Origin of the sequence: Flavobacterium petrolei (assembly GCF_003314435.2) — a bacterium.
Classification (GTDB): Bacteria; Bacteroidota; Bacteroidia; order Flavobacteriales; family Flavobacteriaceae; genus Flavobacterium; species Flavobacterium petrolei.
Genome location: NZ_QNVY02000006.1, coordinates 156,376 through 178,300, shown reverse-complemented (window position 1 = coordinate 178,300; position 21,925 = coordinate 156,376). Strand labels below are relative to the sequence as shown.

At 34.6% G+C, this 21,925-nt stretch carries 16 protein-coding genes; all 16 read right to left on the bottom strand.

Translation table 11 applies throughout. The features are described from left to right. Positions 1–125: 125 nt before the first annotated feature. Complete coding sequence (locus DR871_RS15280; RefSeq protein WP_113666995.1) at positions 126–1,478, bottom strand: lipopolysaccharide biosynthesis protein; 1,353 nt, start codon at positions 1,476–1,478, stop codon at positions 126–128. A 45-nt stretch (positions 1,479–1,523) separates the two neighbouring features. Further along, the gene (locus tag DR871_RS15275) at positions 1,524–2,417 is read right to left on the bottom strand and encodes a nucleotide-diphospho-sugar transferase (protein ID WP_113666994.1); all 894 of its coding nucleotides are present in this window, start codon (positions 2,415–2,417) and stop codon (positions 1,524–1,526) included. A 187-nt stretch (positions 2,418–2,604) separates the two neighbouring features. Then, positions 2,605–3,588 (bottom strand): UDP-glucuronic acid decarboxylase family protein, encoded by a 984-nt coding sequence (locus DR871_RS15270; RefSeq protein ID WP_113666993.1) that lies wholly within the window; start codon positions 3,586–3,588, stop codon positions 2,605–2,607. A gap of 4 nt (positions 3,589–3,592) precedes the next feature. After that, positions 3,593–4,915, bottom strand: a complete 1,323-nt coding sequence (locus DR871_RS15265; RefSeq protein ID WP_113666992.1) for a UDP-glucose dehydrogenase family protein — start codon at positions 4,913–4,915, stop codon at positions 3,593–3,595. Further along, entirely contained in the window at positions 4,912–5,352 is a 441-nt protein-coding gene (locus DR871_RS15260) for an adenylyltransferase/cytidyltransferase family protein (RefSeq protein ID WP_113666991.1), read from the bottom strand. The genes DR871_RS15265 and DR871_RS15260 overlap by 4 nt, the downstream gene beginning before the upstream one ends. A gap of 2 nt (positions 5,353–5,354) precedes the next feature. After that, complete coding sequence (locus DR871_RS15255) at positions 5,355–6,413, bottom strand: Wzz/FepE/Etk N-terminal domain-containing protein (protein WP_113666990.1); 1,059 nt, start codon at positions 6,411–6,413, stop codon at positions 5,355–5,357. 757 nt (positions 6,414–7,170) lie between these two features. Further along, positions 7,171–9,594, bottom strand: a complete 2,424-nt coding sequence (locus tag DR871_RS15250) for an SLBB domain-containing protein (protein ID WP_113666989.1) — start codon at positions 9,592–9,594, stop codon at positions 7,171–7,173. A 746-nt stretch (positions 9,595–10,340) separates the two neighbouring features. Further along, positions 10,341–10,811: a UpxY family transcription antiterminator gene (locus DR871_RS15245; RefSeq protein ID WP_113666988.1), complete on the bottom strand. Its 471-nt coding sequence runs from the start codon at positions 10,809–10,811 to the stop codon at positions 10,341–10,343. Positions 10,812–12,324: 1,513 nt separating this feature from the next. Then, positions 12,325–12,621, bottom strand: coding sequence for a GIY-YIG nuclease family protein (locus DR871_RS15240; protein WP_113666987.1), 297 nt, complete (start codon positions 12,619–12,621; stop codon positions 12,325–12,327). Positions 12,622–12,792: 171 nt separating this feature from the next. Then, on the bottom strand, positions 12,793–13,800 hold the full coding sequence (locus DR871_RS15235; RefSeq protein ID WP_113666986.1) for a mannose-1-phosphate guanylyltransferase: 1,008 nt from the start codon (positions 13,798–13,800) through the stop codon (positions 12,793–12,795). A 115-nt stretch (positions 13,801–13,915) separates the two neighbouring features. After that, on the bottom strand, positions 13,916–15,199 hold the full coding sequence (locus tag DR871_RS15230; RefSeq protein WP_165355349.1) for a nucleotide sugar dehydrogenase: 1,284 nt from the start codon (positions 15,197–15,199) through the stop codon (positions 13,916–13,918). A 303-nt stretch (positions 15,200–15,502) separates the two neighbouring features. Then, on the bottom strand, positions 15,503–16,894 hold the full coding sequence (locus tag DR871_RS15225; protein ID WP_113666985.1) for a UDP-glucose 6-dehydrogenase: 1,392 nt from the start codon (positions 16,892–16,894) through the stop codon (positions 15,503–15,505). A gap of 33 nt (positions 16,895–16,927) precedes the next feature. Next, positions 16,928–17,908: an SDR family oxidoreductase gene (locus DR871_RS15220; RefSeq protein ID WP_113666984.1), complete on the bottom strand. Its 981-nt coding sequence runs from the start codon at positions 17,906–17,908 to the stop codon at positions 16,928–16,930. 20 nt (positions 17,909–17,928) lie between these two features. Beyond that, entirely contained in the window at positions 17,929–20,394 is a 2,466-nt protein-coding gene (locus DR871_RS15215; protein ID WP_113666983.1) for a polysaccharide biosynthesis tyrosine autokinase, read from the bottom strand. A gap of 15 nt (positions 20,395–20,409) precedes the next feature. Further along, positions 20,410–21,201 (bottom strand): polysaccharide biosynthesis/export family protein, encoded by a 792-nt coding sequence (locus DR871_RS15210; protein ID WP_113667045.1) that lies wholly within the window; start codon positions 21,199–21,201, stop codon positions 20,410–20,412. 73 nt (positions 21,202–21,274) lie between these two features. Beyond that, positions 21,275–21,895: a recombination mediator RecR gene (gene recR, locus DR871_RS15205; RefSeq protein ID WP_113667044.1), complete on the bottom strand. Its 621-nt coding sequence runs from the start codon at positions 21,893–21,895 to the stop codon at positions 21,275–21,277. Between the last annotated feature and the right edge of the window lie 30 nt (positions 21,896–21,925).

Below are 21,925 nucleotides of genomic sequence, written 5' to 3'. Positions count from 1 at the left end.
TTTTCAATTAAAAAACAATGATTCGATTGTAGTAATACAATTCCTTCTTTATTTTCATCTTTTAGGTAGAAATTATCACATTAAGAAAAACTCTACTGCTTAATAAATAACAATACTAATGCTTATTACAAGTGCCATTCTTTTTTCTTTGAATTAAAAATAAAAACTCCCCATAAAAGACTACCTGTTATTATCAAAGTATAACCTCCAACAATTCCATAAATCCCCCAAAACTTCCCTGTAAAGTAAATCGAACTACACATTAATATTGCCATTACTACGGACATAATTAAAAAAGGTTCTTGTTTATGACAACGTAAATAGGTTCCCAAAGCCCCTACAAATTGATTTATGAAAGTAGCTATTGACAGCAACACAATTAGTGGGATAGGTAAAAAACGATTACCTATAGGGTAGTTATTATATTGCAAAAAATAGACAATCACTATAAAAACAAACAAACTGACCACACAAATTATAGATGTTTGTTTAATCGCTTTATTAAAAATAAAATCCAAGCTTGTATAATTTTTCATCGCTATGTGATTCGAAAATGACGGAACCTTAGTATTAATCCAGCTCATTGATATAGTCAATATTCCACTTAAGGCTACCAAAGTCATTCCCATCTGACCAGCCACAGTTGCCCCTTCAGTCGCAAAAACGACAGGATTAAATAATTGAAAAATAAAATAACCGCTAATCCAACTTAATGCTATACGCCATTGAAAAGGAAAAATTTCTATCTTATAATTTACCTTCCACTCTTTTAATTCATAGTAAATAAAATGAAGCAATTTCATTTTGTAACTAAAAATGATGCTAAATACTATAATAAGAACCGAAGCACAGGCTGCAATAGGTCCCGAAAATAATTTTAATCCAAGCATTAAAGAAGAAAACAATACAATCAATTGGAATGCTTGTTGCAAAAATCTAATCTTAGCCACATCCTTTACTTTACCTAAGCCTTCTAAAAAAGCCAGTATCGGTGACATCATCAAATTTGCTCCGGTGATTAATGCTAAAATGATCCATGGCATTTGCCATTCTACATCATTATTTTGTTTACCATACTCAGTAAAAAAGAGACTCCCAAAAATTAATAAGACAATAATAAAAATTATAGCCATAACAGCAAACCATTTTATACAAAACTGCAATAAAGAAGCTAATCGTGATAATGATTTTTCGTTACCTACTAAAGTTGTTTTTCCATCCCAATTTAAAAATGCTTTTTCGTGCGCTACGAATTGCGTTATAATAGTAGACAATCCTAATTCAAAAAACATTTGGATAGCCAAAATACTTCCAAAAGTATAAAAATAGCCCTGTTCGACTTTAGTTAAATACTTAGCAATAAAAAAAACACAAATTAATCCTCCACCTGCTTGAATTACTCTTGCCAAAATAACGTAGGCAATAGCTCCGTCAACACCAACTTTATTTAAAACATTCCTTATTAACTTTATCACCATCAAAATTTATCTTATTTTAAATGTCTAAATCAAATTACTTAAAAATTACTTAAGTTTAGCAGCAAGAGAAAATAAAACCTTTACTAGTTTATTTTTTATTTTTTTATGGATCGTAACATAATAATGATTATAAAAAAAAACATCCTCAATTGAATCATTAATTCCAATTTCAATTGGATGACTCAAAGGAAAACTCATTGCACTTAATTCAATATTTGAATTAATGCTATTTTCATCGGTGTAATAGGTAGCATCTAATCCAAACCCGATATTGGTAACCAAGTTTTTGTTAGGTATAATAGCAATTCCATTATTTTTCCAAACAGAATAAATAGCCCATTGTACATCCCATATAACGTTAGAAAAGTTTTTGTTCCAAAAATTTTTTTCATTACACGACCTGAATTTTAAATCCTTATCATTAACAATAATAGTACGCTCGTACTTATTCCAAGCGTCTCTCCAGGTCGCCCAGCCCCATATTTGACCATATCTAGAAAAAAAATAACTATCGCTTCCAAATGAATTCCCTAAATTTGTACCACTAATAATCATAACTTCATTACTGTCTTTGTATTTAACCAATAACTCATCGCAGAAAGAAAAAAAACTTGGATCTGGCAAACAATCGTCTTCTAATATAATACCTTGTTCTTCATTATCAAAAAACCAATCAATCGCTGATACAATCGCGTTGGAACATCCTAAATTTTCATTTCTTAAAAGATATTTAACTTCACAATCCCAATCAATTTTACCAATTATATCTCTTACTTCGTTACATAACTCAGATTCCCCCTCTTTATTTACTCTAGGTCCATCCGCAGCTATATAAAAATACTTAGGTTTTACAGACCGAATCCTATCAAAGATTTGTTTTGTTTTTTCAGGACGGTTAAAGACTAGAAAAAGTACAGGAACGTCAAATGAATTTTTCATTATTATATTTTTTTTGACAGAAAAAAACTTGTATTTTTTAAGTTCTATCTATGTTTTTTTTTAATTTATTAAATTTTTATCTTACAAAAAACTAAATACCAATATTATTCCTAAAAAACTAGTATCAATATAAACTGATTAGATTTAGAATTCTCGTGAAATTTAATTTGTAACAAATACATCAAATTCAACTTGTTTTTGATTCAAATTCCCTAGGTAACTTATTTAACTCTGATTGAGATAATTTTTTAAAATAATCATAAGTTCGTTCAAGACCTACTTTACGGGTAATTTTTGGTTCCCATCCTAAAAGAGTCCTCGCCTTAGTAATATTTGGTTGTCTTTGTTTTGGATCATCTTGAGGTAATGGATGATATACTATTTTTTGAGATGTTCCTGTCAGTTTTATGATTTCTTTAGCGAAATCATTCATTGTAATTTCATTTGGATTACCAATATTAACTGGATGAGCATAATCAGACATTAAAAGTCTATATATACCTTCAACTAAATCGTCAACATAACAAAATGCTCTTGTTTGTGATCCATCTCCAAAAATTGTCAAATCTTCTCCCCTTAACGCCTGACCTATAAATGCGGGTAAAACTCTTCCATCATTTAATCTCATCCTTGGCCCATATGTGTTGAAAATCCTTACAATTCTTGTTTCAAGACCATGGAAAGTATGGTATGCCATTGTGATTGCTTCTTGAAAACGTTTAGCCTCATCATACACACTTCTTGGCCCTACTGGATTTACATTCCCCCAATATTCTTCTGGCTGTGGGTGAACTGTCGGGTCTCCATACACCTCCGAAGTTGATGCTATCATAAATCTAGCTTTTTTTTCTTTAGCCAAACCTAATAAATTATGTGTTCCTAACGAACCTACTTTCAGCGTCTGTATGGGAATTTTTAAATAATCTATAGGACTAGCTGGAGAAGCGAAATGTAATATATAATCTAATTTGCCGGCAACATGTACATAATTAGATACATCATGATTATAAAACTCAAAATTTTTCAGTGGAAAAAGATGTTCTATATTTTTTAAATCGCCCGTAATTAAGTTATCCATCCCAACAACTTGATAACCTTCTGCTACAAATCGATCACACAAATGCGAACCTAAAAAACCAGCTGCTCCTGTAATTAATATTCTTTTACCCATAACCTTAATTATTATTTGTTCCTATACCGTAGTATTCAAAACCCAGTTCATTCATTTCTTTTCCGTCAAAGATATTTCTTCCATCAAAGATAATTGGGTAACTAAGGAGTTCTTTAATTCTTTCAAAATTAGGAGATCGAAAATCAGCCCATTCTGTCACAATCAATAAAGCATCCGCTTTTAATAGAACATCGTATTCATTGTCGCAATAAACAATTTGATCTCCAATTATATGTTTCGCTTCATTCATTGCAACCGGATCGTATGCTCGTACTTTTCCTCCAGCTGCCAGAATACTGTCAATTAATACTAATGAAGGAGCTTCGCGCATATCGTCAGTGTTGGGTTTAAAAGAAAGCCCCCACATCGCTATGGTTTTCCCTTTAAGACTTCCTTGAAAACGATTGTTCAGTTTACTAAACAATACTGTTTTCTGGTATTCATTAACCGCTTCAACAGCTTGCAAAATTTGCATAGAATACCCATTATCAGCGGCTGTTTTTATTAATGCTTTAACATCTTTTGGAAAACAAGAACCACCGTAACCAATTCCTGGATAAATAAATTTATTGCCAATCCGTCCATCACTTCCAATTCCTTTTCGCACCATGTTCACGTCTGCTCCCATAATTTCACAAAGATTAGCAATGTCATTCATGAAGCTGATTTTTGTAGCCAACATACTGTTAGCAGCATATTTAGTCATCTCTGCGCTAGGCACATCCATAAAAATTATAGGATGGCCATTCAGTAAAAATGGTTTGTATAATTTACGCATCACCTCTTCAGCCTCTTTACTGGAGACGCCAACTACTATTCTATCCGGTTTTAAAAAATCATCTATTGCTGCACCTTCCTTTAAGAATTCAGGATTGGACGCCACATCAAATGGAATTGAAATATTTCTTGTCTTTAATTCTTCATGAATAGCTTCTTGCACTTGTAAAGCTGTTCCAACCGGTACTGTGCTTTTTGTAACTACTACTCCGTAACTAGTCATGTATTTTCCTATTTGCTTGGCCACATCTATGACATATTGCAAATCCGCACTTCCGTTTTCTCCTGGAGGAGTCCCTACAGCAATAAAAACTACATCAGCACCCGGAATACTCGATTCTAATGAAGTTGAAAATTGCAATCGACCTTTTGACACATTTTTAATCACCAAAGCTTCAAGTCCTGGCTCAAAAATTGGAAGTATTCCTTTATTTAAATTGTCTATTTTCTTCTCATCAATATCAACACAAATAACATCAATACCCACTTCTGCAAAACAAGTACCTGTCACTAATCCAACATAACCTGTCCCACCTACAACTATTTTCATATCTTTTTTATTAACTCTTTATTAGCTACTTCTCTTCTCAAACCACTACTTGAAAACCGATGGTCTCTAGTATTAAAATACAGTTCAATCCCTTTTGCTTCACAATATAGTCGCCCCGTAAAATCTTGTTCTCTATATTCGTCGCCTACAATACGCACATCAATTTTGAAAGCTCGTAAAATATCTTCTAAATCTTGCTCCGTTGCATAGGGAACTACCTCATCTACAAACTTACAACCCTTCAATTGGATGTAACGTTCCACCACCGTTTGCGCGGGTTGGTTTTTATCAGGACGATCTAAAGTAGGATCAGTTTGCAACCCTACAATTAAATAATCACAGTATCGTCTAGCTTCTTCCAGCATTTTTACATGACCGGCATGAAATAAATCAAAAGCACTAAAAGTTATTCCAACTCGTTTCGTATTGCTTTCCATATTTATACCAATTGTTTTAAAATACGTCTAACTAATAGAACTATAATAATAAAAAAAACTGCTAAAACTCCTCCAATGACAATTCCCTTTGCCTTCCCAAACTTCTCTTTTTTCAAAGGCAAAATAGGTTGGTCTATCACCTGAATCAATGGGGTTTCTTTACGTACCGTAACTTTAGCTAATTCCGTTTGTTTTATTAATTCGGTTAATATTGCGGTATTCGCCTGCACATCAACTTGTCTTCTCGCTGATGGTGCCCGACGTACATTCATGGCAGGATTCAATCCAAACGTATTGTCATTAGCAACGGCGACCCCGGTAATGGCACCATTCAATTCTCGACGTATACTGTCAGTTTGTCTTTCCAGAATGTCCATATTAATGTGAGCCTTTTTGCTTTTGGTAGTCACATAAAAGTCAGACACCTCTTTCACCAAGGCTTCGGTAAAATACTTGGAAAATAATTCATTACTAGAAGAGACTTCAATAGTAATAATCGATATTTTCTTATCTTTTTGACCTATAACCAAACCGTTTTTAGACAAATTTTGATACATCACGCCTAGAATACTATCATGCACTCGGGTAAAGTACTTTCTCTTGGTATCGGGTAAAAACTGGATAGCCTTAAATTTCGGCTTATCGTTCCATTTGTCTCTCCATTCTTGATTTTGAATATACATCTCCGCCAAGGAAATAGTTTTTCCGTCAACAACAACGGGACTCAACAACGTTTGTTCTACCATCGCACGGGACTTGAACAACTCCGTTAGATTAGAGCCGGTAAAAATACTCCCGCCACCGCCACCTAGATCTAAGCCAAGCGAACTCGCCAATCCAAGGGCACTCCCTAAACCACCGCCGCCTTTTTCATCTTCCAAAGCAAAAGACAAACTGGCCGTGTACACTGGTTTTTTACTAAAAGAATAAGCAAGACCCAATCCAGCGCCTACAATACCAGCCAAAACAATAACCTTCCATTGCGAAAGCAAATAAGAAAACCATTCCCTTCCTTTTTCTATTAATTCCTTTAACGATATTTCGTCATTTTGTACTTCCATCAATACTTATATTTAATAACTAACAGCTAATTATTTTTCGTTTTTTGCATCAAAGAAAAAAGTAAAGATTGCTCTTCAGAAATAATAATAATAAATAATATTAATTCCTTAAACCCTCTTCACACCACTCCTACGTCGCCCTTAAATAAAAAGTATAGAAAAACAACGAAAAAGTATAGTGGCAGCAGTCCGCGAGTTGAGGACGAAGGACGAACGGCTCGGGCTGCGGAACGTAACTTTGAGGTAGTTTTTAAGCTTTTAATTTTCAGGCTTGAAATAGAAGATTCATGAATACAAAAAAAACAATAACAACCCGTGAATATTTTTTTGTTTCTTTTTTGATCAAGCAAAAAAGAATAGATTGTTCTTTAATAATTTTATATCGCCTCAATAACTATAAAGTTAATGCATGAATATTTTTTTGTTCCTTTTTTGATCAAGCAAATAAGAAAAAATTGTTCTTTAATAATACTATATAGCCTCAATAACTATACAGTTAACCTATGAATAATTTTTTATTTCTTTTTTGATCAAGCCAAATCGAAGATTCAGCGAATACCAAATAAAATAAAAGTCAAATGAGCTAAAAAAGAAAAAATTGTTCTTGAGCAATAGTAATAATATTCCTTAATCACTCTTCACACCACTCAAATTTATAACAACAAACTCAAATTGTAAATATCTAAATCTTTAAAAATTTTCATTATTCTTATTGTAAGGAATTCTTCCTTTTACAGACAACGAAAAACCTTAAACCTTACCTCAATATCGCAATAATAACTCCAGCCAAACTGGCCAAAACTCCCGCTATACTTACAAATTCTCCCGTACTCATCTTTTTGGTCTCTGGCTTTTCTGGAACAATAATTTGCGACCCCGGAGTTACCTTTGGGTAATTTTTGAAAAACAAGAAAGAACTCGCTACATCCGCTTTTCCATTTGGATAAATAATATACGCTTTTTTCTTCCACCCTTTAGCATCAATCCCACCGGCAGCATTAATATAATAACGAAATCCTTTGCTGCGGTCATACGGAATCTCCGAAGTCAACAGCACATTTCCAGCCACTTTAACCCCTTCATTGAAGGCAACCACTTCTATTTCATCTCCCGGAAACAAAGTGACATTAGTATTACTTTTAGGATCCTTGACAATCGCATTCCAATCCACAGGAATAGTGGCATATTTCAAATCTTCTTTTAATTTTTTCTCCAGTTTATTTTGAATACTGTCTTTTTTACCTAAGTTCAAATTCACATTTTCCAAATCTTCAATTTGTTTGGCTTGAATGGGTCTTTTGATACGTACCCCCTCTACATTGGCTACCGAAGTCAATCCACCGGCTCTTTGAATCACATCATACACACGGTCTTTTTTACCGGCCAATACATATTTGCCGGCATAATGTACTGCTCCACTAACCAAAACCATCTCAGGTTTTTCGTATACCGCCATCTTTCGAATATTCACCACATCAAAAGGAAGCAGCGCAAAATTTTTAGCCTGCTCATTATTGGTGGCTGAAATCTCGATATTAAACAATTCTACTTTATTAGGATTCGAATCATCGATCTCCTCTGATTGTATCATTCGTGCTATTTCAACCTTTTTAGAAGCCGAACCACTTAAACCGCCTGCCTGAACCAATACATCATTAAGGGTTAAGTTATCGTAATATTGATACACTCCTGGTTTTTTTATTTCTCCATTAATGGTAATGGTAAATTCTTCTTCGAAATCTAAAATAGAATAAACCGTAATAACATCTTCTCTTTTTAAGGGAACATCAGCATCCAAATCACCCGACAAGGCTTGAGCCAAATTTACATTTACAATTTCTGTAGTCAAATCGGATCGCAACCTGATAATTCGCGCTCTATTGTTGTAAGCATCTTCCTTTAAACCATCTGCTTTGCTGATTAGGTCAGAAATGCGCATGCCCTCATAAAAGGAATATGTATCCGGTCTAAAAACGGCACCCTCGATTGTAATTCGGTTTTCAAAACGACTTAAAATTTTAGAAATGCGAAACACATCGCCTGACAGCGGTTTATAGGTATTAAATTCAGACTCCTTGACATCTGTTACTTTGAATTCCTTATTCGTTTTTTGTAACACATTTACAGAGGCCGTGTAAGCAAATTCATTAAACCCGGAAGCGAAAGACACTAAAGTACTAAAAGTCTCGCCTTTCTTCATTTCAAAAATTCCAGGACGCTTGACCTGACCCTCTACCGTTACCCTTTGACTGTACGCCGGAATCCGAATGACATCATTATCCTTTAGCCCTACATTGTCAGACTGGTCTCCATTAACCAAAAAACGATAAATATCTATATTTTTATATACCTTATTGTCTCGCAACAATTCAATATTTCTGTAACTGCCATTCTTTCCCGGACCTCCACCTAAAAACAAGGCATTGTAAACGGTTGCTAAAGAGGAAATAGAATAATTTCCCGGCTGCTTACTCCCTATTATCGTTACTCGGATTGTTCTAATTCTGCTAAGACTCACACCCACCTGTGACTGACCGGATGCAACTGTACTATACACCCGCGCAATGGCACCTTTAATCTTTTGAGTAGCCGCTTCAATAGTCATCCCCGAAACAGAAATCTGACCTACATATTGAATAACAACTTTACCTTCTGTCGTAACCGGCACCGATGCATTAAATTCCTGAACACCATAAACGCTGATTTGCAATTCATCACCAGGCCCTAATACATAGTTCATTGGGGTCGCTAATTTCAAATTAGGTTCAAAATTTAAGGTAGGATTGTCAAAAAGCTCTGAACCAAAGATTAACGCATTAACAGTATCTTTTACCTTCGTATTGACAATTTTTTCTTGTTTTCTGCTAAGCTCTTTTGTAGCTGCTTCATTCTCTGAATCACCACTTACTCCAGAAGCTGCTCCATTGGTTTGCTGCAAACGAATTTTCAATTTAGCAAATTCAGCTGCGGGCATTCCTTTTGCCAAAGCCATAGGCTCAGCTTGTTCAATAGTCAAATTATTCGACTGCAACTGCGTTTTTATTTTTGAAATATCACCATCGGATAAATTATCCGCTTTAAGCGTACTTAAATCGGTACTCTTTAATAAATCTTGACCTACCGAAGTAGTCGAATAGAAAAAAGCGATAAAAAGGACAAGAACAGTAATTATTTTTTTCATAAAATGGGTGTGTAAATTTATGCTGCGCAATTATTGGCAATTAATAGTAGGAAAGCAATGTGAAGTCTGGAATAAAAAAGAGAGTAAAAATGTACTGTAACGATACAATTACATTTCTGATTTTAATTTCTTTTAAAACACTCAAAGCGAAATAATCATTGCTAACAAGTACTAGTACGCATTTTTTATCTTTATATTGTTTTCAAAAATCACCACGTGATATGGCTTCGCCGTTGCAAGTCCCAATTAGGAATTTGCGCTAGATATAAAACGGCAAATTTATAGTAAATAATTAGACTATTATAAATTTTGTTTACAAAATTCACAGTTTTATATAAAAAAAGTCCTTCGTTTTAAAGTGATTTTTCTTGCATATTACAAAATAAAAGATATACTAAAATATCCAATTGATACGAATTCACTTATAGAGCTAACAAAATAGTACTTCTGGATACATTGACAGTATTTCTATTGAATAAGCTGTTGGATACAATTAATAAAAATTGTAAAATAGCAATAAATTAAAAAAACGAAACACATTAGAGATACTAAAAAAAAGAACTGAAGAGACCTGTTTTTGGACTGAAACAGCCATTTAAAAAAAAAGGGAAAACTTCCCTATATTAGTATATCTAATATTATAGCCTTCTAAACAGTGCGAAATCGAAGTGGTCAAGCTATAAAATCTTATGAATCCAAAGCACTTGTGACTCCTATATACAAACGCAAAACACAGCAAGAAGCTTTTACAATTGTTTTTTTTCTACTTTAAGCACGCAGCCCAAAGATTCCAACACCAGTAGGTAATGGCTCTGCTTGACCTCTTGCACAACAGCCTCTTGATCTATAAATGGCCCCGACTCCAAAACAATTTTATCCCCTTTACGCCAAGTTTCTATAGCAATTTCAAATGTTTCCGGTGCCGAAAGCCAATTCTGAATGGCTTCAATTTCAATATCTTTAACTACTGCTGGTTTTCCTAACCAAAACAAATAGCGAATAGCCCCAGGTATTTCAAAAACCTGACTCCGATCTTTATCCGCTATCTGAACAAAAATATAAGAATTAAACAAAGGCACCATGACCTTTTTTTTACGGTCGGACCATTGACTAATTTTTGCAATCAAAGGACAATAGGCAACGACTCCCATTTCAGTCAATCGCTCCGCCACTTTTTTCTCCCATTTGGGTTTAGTGTATACAACGTACCAACTCATATTTTCCAGTATTGATTAATTTTTTATTTTTTCAAAGGAACTATATTCCAATGCCTCAGTACAATTTTTTTAACTCCTCAACAGAATCAAAAACCACAAAAAACCACAGTAAGCAATTTTATAAAATAGCGTCAGTGCTTTATAAAATGTATCGAGAACCCGTCAGTTCGAGTGTTTTTATAAAATAGCGACAGCGGCTTTATAAAAACGTATCGAGAACCCGTCAGTTCGAGTGTTTTTATAAAATAGCGACAGCGGCTTTATAAAAACGTATCGAGAACAGTTGTACATCCAAAACTTCTCGATATCCAACGAACCGTCAGTTCGAGTATTTTTATAAAATAGCGACAGCGGCTTTATAAAAATGTATCGAGAACCCGTCAGTTCGAGTGTTTTTATAAAATAGCGACAGCGGCTTTATAAAAACGTATCGAGAACAGTTGTACATCCAAAACTTCTCGATATCCAACGAACCGTCAGTTCGAGTATTTTTATAAAATAGCGACAGCGGCTTTATAAAAATGTATCGAGAACCCGTCAGTTCGAGTGTTTTTATAAAATAGCGACAGCGGCTTTATAAAATGTATCGAGAACAGTTGTACATCCAAAACTTCTCGAGATCCAACGACCCGTCAGTTCGAGTGTTTTTATAAAATAGCGACAGCGGCTTTATAAAAATGTATCGAGAACAGTTGTGCATCCAAAACTGCTCGAGATCCAACGACCCGTCAGTTCGAGTGCTTTTATAAAATAGCGACAGCGGCTTTATAAAAATGTATCGAGAACAGTTGCACATCCAAAACTGCTCGAGATCCAACGACCCGTCATTTCGAGTGTTTTTATAAAATAGCGACAGCGGCTTTATAAAAATGTATCAAGAACCCGTCAGTTCGAGTGTTTTTATAAAATAGCGATAGCGACTTTATAAAAATGTATCGAGAACCCGTCAGTTCGAGTGTGTTTATAAAATAGCGACAGCGGCTTTATAAAAATGTATCAAGAACCCGTCAGTTCGAGTGTTTTTATAAAATAGCGACAGCGGCTTTATAAAAATGTATCAAGAACCCGTCAGTTCGAGTGTTTTTATAAAATAGCGATAGCGACTTTATAAAAACGTATCGAGAACCCGTCAGTTCGAGTGTGTTTATAAAATAGCGACAGCGGCTTTATAAAAATGTATCGAGAACAGTTGCACATCCAAAACTTCTCGAGATCCAACGACCCGTCAGTTCGAGTGTTTTTATAAAATAGCGACAGCGGCTTTATAAAAATGTATCGAGAACCCGTCAGTTCGAGTGTTTTTATAAAATAGCGACAGCGGCTTTATAAAAATGTATCGAGAACCCGTCAGTTCGAGTGTTTTTATAAAATAGCGACAGCGGCTTCATAAAAATGTATCGAGAACCATCTGTAATCAAAACTTCTCGATGCATTTTGGCTAACATACTATTTTATGTAAACAACTTCCTCCAGCCAAAACACTCGAAGTGACGAATATCCGCCGATTGAGAATTCATCCTTTATGAAATCTCTTTTTAGCTAAGTTAATTAATGACTCAAATTCCCCATTAATTAAAGCTTCTTTCTTAATTTTCGACCACTTCTTGATTTGCTTTTCTTTTTCTATAGCTATGTTTATATCTGTAAACTCACAATAGAAAACTAATTCCAATGGTCTTTTATTAAAAGTATAGCAATCAGGATAGAATCCAGAATTATGTTTGTATAATCTACTAGATAAATTACTTGTAACACCTGTGTAATAACTACCACCTGAGCATTTTATAATGTATACATAGGACTGCTTCATTTTATTTTTTGTTAAGTACAAATTATAAAATTTTATCGTGCAATCAGAACTTCTCAAACCAAAAGTAACGTCAGTTCAACTATTTTTACAAAACTGGAACAACACTTGTATAAAAAGACATTAAGAACAACCAACGGATTTAGGATTAAGAAACCTAATAAACGATTTGCTTTACTCTAACAAATGAGATTTCTTTCTTTCCAATTCGTTATAAACATTCTTGACTTCCTGTGAACTTTCTTTCTGCAAAATTAAATTAGCTGACTCGGTAGAAACAAAGATTGTATTCTTTAGCCCTACAAAAGCAGTATAAACAGCGGTCCCAATCACCATATTTCCATGGGCGTCTACGTCATGACCTTTTGACACTAAATAATCATAAACCGATTCAAAAGACCCTAAATCAGACCACGTAAATTCAGAGGAGACTACTTTTATTTTCCTGCTGCGTTCCATCACAGCATAATCAACACTGATAGAAGGAATGGCAAGTGATAAGTCCAAATCTAATTTTCCATCTATATTAGTATCCCAAGCAATTTTCGATTTTTCATAAACTTCTGGGTTAAATAATTTTAATTCTTCCAAAAAGACACCTGCTTTAAAACAAAACATACCACTGTTCCACAAAAAATTACCTTTTTCTATAAAATCTCTAGCTGATACTTTATTTGGTTTTTCTCTGAAAGAAAGAACATCCTCTCCTTTACGCTCAATATAACCGTATCCCGTTTCTGGTTTAGTGGGAATAATACCAAAAGTAACAATATAACCTCTGGAGGCTTTTTCAACCGCCTCTTTAATGGATTGCTCATAGCGCTCCATTTCATCGATAATATGATCAGAAGGGGTAACAATTAACACAGTATCAGGATCAGAAGCAAATGCGGCAAAAGCGATTGCAGCAGCTGTGTTTCTTGGAGTTGATTCAATAATATCAACATAAGCTGTAGCTGATTTTTCTAAAACCTTTTTACTCAAATGGCAATTATCGGTATTACCCACAACCATAACAGTATCCACCAAATTACGATTTCTTTCAACAGTCATTTCAAACAAAGATTTGCCGTCAAACAAATCCAAATATTGTTTCGGTTGGCTTTTGCGTGATAAAGGCCATAACCTGCTTCCAACTCCTCCCGTAAGTATTACGTGAGTAACTGCATTTGTTTTTTTCATAATTACGCTTTATATAATTTGCAAACTTTTTTTTATTACTATAAAAGACCAAAACTTCTTAACCACAACAAAACGAATAGGCTTACTAAAATGGATTCGAACGGCAAGCATGATGCTACAAACGTCCATCCGCTCGATCTCCTAAAATTCCTTTAACATCATACAACAAACTCTTTTCATGTTGCAATAATGAGAAATCCAAATCTTGAAATACAGTGTGAGACACCCCTAAAACAACCGCATCAAAAGATTCAATAGGAAGCGTAGTTGTGGTAGTCAAATTGTACTCCCGTTGTACCTCAACTGGATTGGCCCAAGGATCATATATTGTAATTTGAATACCATAATCAGCCAAAGCTTTAATGACATCAACTATTTTAGTGTTGCGTACATCTGGACAATTTTCTTTAAAAGTGATTCCCAGCATCAACAAACTGGCACCATTAACGATTATGCCTTTTTTTATCATTAATTTCACTACTTGAGACGCTACATATTCTCCCATACTATCATTCAAACGGCGTCCTGCAAGTATAATTTCAGGATGATATCCTTTTTCTTGGGCTTTTTGAGCCAGATAATAAGGATCAACACCGATACAATGTCCACCAACTAAACCCGGTTTAAAAGGTAAAAAATTCCATTTAGTTCCCGCAGCCTCTAAAACCGCATGTGTGTCAATTTCTAAAAGATTAAATATTTTTGCCAATTCATTCACAAAAGCAATATTAATGTCTCGTTGTGAATTCTCAATTACTTTGGCTGCTTCGGCTACTTTTATCGATGGGGCTAAGTACGTCCCGGCTGTAATTACCGATTGATACAGCTGATCTACTTTATGCCCTGTTTCCGGAGTGGATCCAGAAGTGACTTTCAAAATTTTCTCTACGGTATGTTCCTTGTCTCCCGGATTGATACGCTCTGGCGAATAGCCGGCATAAAAATCAACATTGAATTTTAATCCCGAATATTTTTCAAGAACAGGAACACATTCCTCTTCAGTAACACCTGGATAAACAGTAGATTCATAAATAACAATATCCCCTTTCTTTAAAACAGAAGCTACGCTTTCACTGGACTTAAACAAAGGAGTCAAATCAGGACGATTGTTCTTATCTACCGGAGTTGGAACTGTAATGATATAATAATTACAATCGGCAATATCAGCTAAAGTAGCAGTGCAATAAAGCCCAACTTCATTACTTGGTGCAGGGCGTAAAACACGCTGCAAAGTTGCATCATCAATTTCAAGTGTGGTATCATTTCCAGCAGCAAGCGCTGCTATTCTCGACTGATTAATATCAAATCCTACTACAGCATACTTGGTCGCGAAAAGCCTTGCCAAAGGCAGACCTACGTAACCCAGCCCTATAACTGCTATTTTTATATTTGTATTCAACTTTATAAATGGAATTGGTTAAAAATTACAAAACCTATTTGGCTTGTACCTATATTATTTAAAAATCACAAAAATCACCCCTTAATTTGACAAGCAAAGATACTTTAAATAGTGTTATTTCTCTCTCCACTTTGCAGCGCATGAAACGAACAGCATAATCTACTGGAGTGGCAACAGCTAAAATACATACTCCAAATCAATAAGCAAAAAAAAGATTGAAAATTATCTTGATCAGGGCGACCTAATTACTTAAACTAGGAAAGTAACAATACCCTAAATGTCGCGAGCACTTCTTTTTCCTTGCTAAGATCCTATAGCATGATAAACAAAGCCAATTGTTTTCATTTTAGAGGCGTTTAAAACATTTCTACCATCAAAAACAAAAGCAGGTTTTTGCATGGAATCATATATTTTTTGCCAGTCATATGCAACAAACTCATCCCACTCAGTGAGTACTGCAATGGCATGTGAATCCCTGCAGGCAAGGTAAGGATCGTCATAGGAGGTTACTCCTGCTATATTTTCTTCGCAAGTTCTTGTCTCTAGATAATCCAAATCTGCCAGTACTTTTTTAGCACTCACTTTTGGATCAAAGACTGCGATCTTCGCCTGCTCATTAAGTAAATGATCAGCTACATAAATGGCAGCCGACTCTCTGGTATCATTCGTATCTTTTTTGAATGCCCATCCTAAAAATGTGATTTTTTTTCCCGCAACAGTATTGTATAACGTTTGTACAATACTATTTGAAAAACGTCTCTTTTGATGATCATTCATGATGATTACTTGCTCCCAATAATCAGCAACTTCATTCAGGCCATATGATTTGGCTATATATACTAAGTTCAATATGTCTTTTTGAAAACAAGATCCTCCAAATCCTACTGAGGCTTTTAGAAACTTAGCACCTATCCGACTGTCCATTCCGATGGCTTTTGCCACTTCCTTGACATCAGCTCCCGTTTTTTCACAAAGTTCCGACATCGCATTGATGGAAGAGATTCGTTGTGCCAAAAACGCATTGGCGGTAAGCTTAGACAATTCAGAAGACCAAACATTAGTCGTTAAAATTTTATTAGCAGGAACCCAATTTGCATATACGTCAACTAAAGCTTGTATGGCTTTTTGACCCTCTTCTGAAGAATCTCCTCCAATTAAAATACGATCGGGATGCAATAAATCTTGAACAGCAGTTCCTTCAGCAAGAAACTCCGGATTAGAAAGAATTTGAAATTGAACACCGTTACCGGTATGATCCAAAATACTTTTAATTGCTTCTGCGGTACGAACCGGTAGAGTTGATTTTTCAACAACAATTTTATTGTCTTTGGCAACTCTGGCAATTTGTCTGGCACACAATTCTATATATTTTAAATCAGCGGCCATTCCTTTGCCTTTACCATACGTTTTGGTAGGCGTATTCACTGATATAAAAATAATTTGTGCTTCATCAATCGCTTTTTCAACCTCTGTAGAAAAAAATAAATTTCTTCCTCTAGCCTCCGCTATAATTACATCAAGACCTGGTTCATAAATAGGAATGTTCGCAACATCTGTATCGTTCCAAGCCGCAATCCGATCTGCATTCATGTCAACAACTGTTACTTGTAAAGTGGGACATTTCTGCGCAATAACCGCCATAGTTGGCCCTCCGACATATCCTGCCCCGATGCAACAAATTTTTGTAATTTTCATTCTTTACTTTTTTCTATTCGCTAATTTAACTTATCACTTCTCACGCAAATTCTCCCAATACCATTCTACAGCTTCTTTTAATCCTTCTTGCATAGAATATTTAGGATTATATCCAAGTAAGGTTTTTGCTTTATCAATACTAGCCAATGAATGCGGAATATCACCCGCTCTGTTCGCACCATATTCAGCAGCAACAGTAGCTATTTTTGGATCATATTTGGCTAAAAATTCTTTCAAATAATCCACTAAATTGTTCAACGTATTTCTATCGCCATACGCCGTATTAAAAACGGTATTAATAGCAGCTGGATTTTGTGTCAACATCGCCAACTCATTCATTTGAATAACGTTATCAATGTAAGTGAAATCTCGGGAATAATTTCCATCCCCATTTATTTTTGGACTTTCATGTTGCATGAACTGCATCACAAACTTAGGAATCACTGCAGCATAAGAGCCATTAGGATCTTGCTTTCTTCCAAAAACATTGAAATAACGCAATCCTATCGTCTCTAGACCATACGTCTTGCTGAAAATTTCAGCATACAATTCATTCACATATTTCGTAATCGCATACGGAGAAAGTGGTTTCCCAATCACATCTTCCACTTTTGGCAAAGCTTCTGAATTTCCATACGTAGAGGAACTCGCGGCATACACAAATCGTTTAACGTTAGCATTGCGAGAGGCTACTAGCATATTCAAAAATCCGGATACATTAACATCATTTGTGGTTATAGGATCATTTATAGAACGCGGCACAGAACCTAAAGCCGCTTGATGCAACACATAATCCACCCCTTGAACGGCACGCTGACAGTCGACTAAGTTTCGGATATCACCTTCTATTAATTGAAAATTAACATTATTAACAAGATCTTTAAGATTATGCCGATGTCCCGTAGCAAAATTATCCAAGCAAATTACTTTATACTTTTTGTCTAAAAAATATTCACAGAGATTAGACCCTATGAAACCGGCACCTCCGGTAATCAAAATCGTTTTTTCTTTCATTTTTATCGCTGATTAACAGATTATAATCTGTTTTTTTTCTTTAATAATTTATGCGCTACTCTTTCATAAATGCTTTTTGGTTTTTCCTCCTCATGATATCCATCAGAATAGGGCGCATTTCCGTAACCATATCCATATCCATAACCTGTTCCATACTTAGCTTTATTTGCAAACCCATTCAAAATAATGCTTGTGTGATCTAATTCTCCTCTTTTTACTCTGTTGTTCAGTAATGTAATCATATCCTTTTTAGTGAAATTTTGCCTTACAATATACAACGTTACATCACAAAACTCAGCTAACTCTAAAGCATCAGATACTAGACCAACAGGAGGTGTGTCCAGAATAATGTAATCGTATTTTTTCTTTAATTCTGCAATTAACTCCCCCATACTTTCACTCAAAATCATCTCTGATGGATTTGGCGGAATTGGTCCAGAAAGGATAACATCCAAAAAAGGAATTTGAGTATGATTTATTATTTCATCCACCGTTTTCTGCTTAATTAGATAATTCACAACACCCACTTCATTGGGTAAATTAAATTCATCAAATAATTTAGGCTTTCTTAAATCAAGTCCAATGATGACCGTCTTTTTTTCGCTGAGAGCAAATACTGTCGCAATGTTTATAGAACAAAATGTTTTTCCCTCACCACTCACTGAAGATGTAATCATTAGTGTTTTTGCTCCATCCACGTTTTGTTTCTTGTATAAAAATTGCAACGAGGAACGAATCGCCCTAAATGATTCTGATAATGCAGATTTTGGCTTCTCATATACTGCCAAACTTGACTCCTCTCTATTTATACCCACCACTCCAATGATTGGAATTTTAGTCAACCTACTAATATCCTCTACATTTTGAATAGAATTATTTATAAAGAAAATTCCAAAAACAAATAATAAGGGAATCAATATTCCTAAAAATAAAGCCAACACATAATTAACTGAAGTTTTAGGCCCAATTAATCCTCCTCCAACATCCTTAGCAGGGTCAATAAAATGAATATCTGATAAATTTGCAGCTTTAACAATATCGGCTTCGCTACGTTTTTGAAGAAATGTGCTATAAATATTATCACTTAAATCATATTTCCTTTTTATTTTAATAAGCTCTTGCTGATCTTCAGGCAACTTTTTTATTGCACTTTCAGTCTGATTGATTTTGCTGTTCACCATAGCGAGATCTTCTTGTAAAGAAGCTTTAGCCGATGCAATATTTTCTATTAAGACTTTTTTTACAGCCTCCATCTGATTGTCAAAATCTTTGAATATCTTATCACTTTTTACCGCATAAGCCATTTCCGATCTTTGTGTGGAAAGCGCAATCAATTTTGAAACATTAACCACTATATTAGGATCTTCGATTCCAGCAACCGTTGGAGCGGGAAGCTTAGAATAATCAACACTATTTTTCAAATAAGACTTCAAAGAGTTGTAATACGTTATTTTACGAATAACTTCATCTTTTTTAACATCAAACTCGAGAGCTTTGTCAGAAAATTTTGTCCCCCCTTCTTCTATATCAAAAATGTTTTTATCCTTCCTGAATGATTTTAATTCATCCCCAGTTTCTTTCAATTGAGATTCCATAGCCACAAGTGTACTATCTATAAATGCAATTGTATTGGTCGCAAATTGATTCTTACTATCCAACTGCCTTTTTATAAGCATTTTAACCGTAGAATTCAAATATTCAACCATTCTTGCTTTATTGGTTCCTTGCATCCCAAGAGTAATGATAGAACCACCCTTATCATCTGACCTGACGCTTATTCCTTTGTAGCTGGATACAGTTTCATCAAAACCATTAAACTGCACAAAATATTCATTTCCTTTGTAAAAACCGGGATTATCTTTTATTTGTAATTTCCAGTTTAAAAAAGGTAAAGACACTTGTTCTCCAACCTTATATTTTTTTACAAAATCCCCAGTTTCAACATTTGTATTGCTATAAGAATTATTGGAATACGTTAGTAATGAAACACTTTGATTCTCAAATGGAACCCTGATTTCATATTCATTTTCGCTTAGAAACTTAATCCCTATCAGGTTTCCTGCCAATTGACCTTTAGATTTATCAATATTTACATAAAAGGGTACGGCGCCATAAGCATCTACAACATTGTATTTCCCCTGAATTAAGTAATTAATATAATATTGCAACTTGTCTACTACTAGCTCATTATGAGATCTGGATTGTAACGTTGTTGAAATCGTTTGAACTTGATCAGAAGTCCCCCCCCAATTAAAAACCAAGCTGGTGTTTGAAGTAAAAAGAGGATTACTTTCTTCTTTCACGGCAATAAGGGTTTCCATTCCGTAAATTTTTTCTTTACGAATATTCACTTGATAGGCAATAGTGAAAGAAATTAATAAACTAATTAGAAACCACCTCCAGTAACTTCCGATTTTAATTAAAAAATCTTTAAAGTCGAAACTGGTTTGATTTTCAAAAACCGAAAAATCTTTTATATCTAACATTTTTTGAAATCTATTTTATTTTTTTAAAAGTAAAAAAGTAGTTGTTGCCAATGACAATAGCGTAATAATTGTTCCCAAAGATTCGATTCCTGTCTTACCGGTTCCCCAGGATTTTTGTTTGAGTGGTTTTACATAGATATAATCATTGGGTTGCAAATAATAGTAGGGTGATTTCATCACATTCCTATCGGTAAGATCAATGTCCTGCATTTGAACCCCTACAGGTGACTGCCGAATAATTGTAACAGCTTTTCTATTACCTGTAATTGTAATGTCTCCGGCATTTGCAATTGCTTCCATTACATTTACATGTTGTTGAAAAAGTGTTTTCGTACCTGTACTACCTACTTCACCATTTATTGTATATCTAAACCCAGCTAATTTTACAATAACAAATATATTTGCCGCTTCGTTAAAATATTCGGATAATAATTGCTTTTCAATTTTGATTCGTACTTCTTCGAGAGTATAGCCAATTACGTTTATTTCCCCTAAAACTGGAAATCGTATTGCTCCGTGATCGTCTACTGTATAACCATCAAAATATAAACCGGATTCTGATTTATTTCCTATTTCAGATTGATTTGAAGTACTAAAAATTGAAACTAATTTTGGATCATTTGCATTAATAGTAATACTCAAAACATCATTAGTTTGCAATCGATACGGTTTTGACTCTACGGCAATTACAGTACTTTGAGCTTCATTTCCATCCTTTTTTTGCAAATAAACCAAATCTTGCGTAGGAATACAAGAAGAAAAAAACACGCTAATAATTAGTAACAAACAGAAAATGGACTTACTCATTTTTATATTTTTAATAACAAATATAGGCTTTTCATTTACCATATTAAAAAGCACCTTGATTCATTAAAATGAATTAATTATTTTTAAAAGATTTTTCGAATGGAACTCGATGTAAAATACTGCGTCCCAAAGTAACTTCATCCGCATATTCCAGTTCATCGCCTACCGAAATTCCTCTAGCGATTGTTGATATTATTATTTCACAATCGGCAATTTGTTTGTAGATGTAAAAATTAGTTGTATCACCTTCCATTGTGGAGCTTAAAGCAAAAATAATCTCGTTTACACTTCCTGATTTCACTTTTTCGACTAAAGTCGTTATGTTTAATTGACTGGGACCAACACCATCAATGGGAGAAATTTTACCTCCAAGAACATGATAAATCCCTCTAAATTGACCTGTGTTTTCAATTGCCATCACATCACGAATATCCTCGACGATGCAAATAATCAGGTGATTCCTGCTTTGATTAGCACAAATTTCGCACATCATACTATCCGAAATATTATGACAACTTGCACAATACTTAATATCTTCCCGCATAGCGACCAAGGCTTGCGATAAAAAACCTGTTTGCTCTTTAGGCTGCTTCAATAAATGCAACACCAATCGCAGTGCCGTTCGTTTGCCAATTCCTGGCAGTTGAGACATTTCGTTAACTGCTTTTTCTATTAATTTCGAAGAAAATTCCATAACTGCAAAAGTAGTTAATTTGTCCCAATC